The organism is Micromonospora sp. M51, assembly GCF_018070305.1.
Taxonomy (GTDB): domain Bacteria; phylum Actinomycetota; class Actinomycetes; order Mycobacteriales; family Micromonosporaceae; genus Micromonospora; species Micromonospora parva.
This window is the reverse complement of sequence record NZ_JAGPXZ010001163.1, coordinates 1-1,273: the sequence shown is the minus strand read 5'-3', so window position 1 is coordinate 1,273 and position 1,273 is coordinate 1. Positions and strand designations below refer to the sequence as shown.

The following is a 1,273-nucleotide window of genomic DNA, read 5'->3' as shown; positions in this document are numbered from 1 at the left end:
GGTGGTCCCCTTCCGGACCCTGGACGACTGCCGGCGGATCCTCGCCGCGGCGGACGGCGCCCGCAGCGCGCTGGTGCTCGGCGGCGGGCTCCTCGGCCTGGAGGCCGCCCGAGGACTGGCCACCCGGGGCCTGGCCACCACAGTGGTGCACCCGAGAGAACACCTGATGGAACGGCAACTGGACCCGGCGGCCGGTGCGGTGCTCGCCGGCACACTCGCCGGTTTCGGCGTCACCGTCCAACTGGGAGTGTCGGCCACCGGCGTGGCCACGGACGCCAACGGTGTCCGCCTCGACCTGGCCGACGGCCGGTCGCTTCACGCCGACCTGCTGGTGCTCTCCTGCGGCGTACGACCGGACACCGCCCTCGCGCAGGCCGCCGGCCTGACCGTGCGGCGCGGCGTGGTGGTGGACGACCGGCTCCGCACCAGCGACCGGTCCATCTCCGCGATCGGCGACTGCGCCGAGCACGACGGCGTGCTCACCGGGCTGGTAGCGCCCGCCTGGGCCCAGGCCCAGGTGCTCGCGGACGTGCTGACCGGCACCGACCCACTCGCCCGCTACCGGCCCCGGCCGGTGGTGACCCGGCTGAAGGCCGCCGGGATCGACCTGGCCTCGATGGGTGATGCGGCCGGCGGCGAGCCGGGCGAGGAGCTGACCTTCGCCGACCCGGCCCGGGGCACGTACGCCCGGTTGCGGATCCGGGACGAGCGGTTGATCGGCGCGATCCTGCTCGGCGACAACCCGGCGGTCGGCACGGTGATCCAACTCTTCGACCGTGGCCACCCGGTGCCGACCGACCGGCGGGCGCTGCTGCTGGGCCGGGCACTCGGTGCGGTCGGCGCGACCCCGGCCGCCTCACCGGCGCTGATGCCGGACGCGGCCACGGTGTGCCAGTGCAACACGGTGAGCAAGGGCGCACTGGTCAGAAGCTGGCGCTCCGGCGCCCGGACTGTCGATGCGGTGGTGGCCGCGACCCGGGCCGGCACCGGATGCGGCGGATGCCGGGACGCGGTGAGCGGCATCGTCGCCTGGCTGAGCCAGGCGGAATCGGTGGAGGTGACGCGATGAGCGGCGGCGATCTGATCGTCATCGGCAACGGAATGGTCGGGCAGCGGTTCGTGGACGCGCTGCGCGCCCGCGACCCCCAGGGCAGCTGGCGGGTGACGGTGCTGGCCGAGGAGGGGCGCCCGGCGTACGACCGGGTGCGGCTCTCGGCGTACTTCGACGGGGTGACCGAGAGCGAACTCAACCTGCACACACCCGACGACGGGG

The 1,273-nt window shown here is 74.8% G+C and carries 2 protein-coding genes; both read left to right on the top strand.

The features are described 5' to 3' along the window. The coding region (locus KBX53_RS33365; protein WP_210863839.1) for an FAD-dependent oxidoreductase at positions 1-1,069 on the top strand (1,069 nt) is incomplete at its 5' end. Next, a partial coding sequence (locus tag KBX53_RS33360) for a hypothetical protein (protein ID WP_210863837.1) occupies positions 1,066-1,273 on the top strand: 208 nt, incomplete at its 3' end. The genes KBX53_RS33365 and KBX53_RS33360, both read left to right, overlap by 4 nt.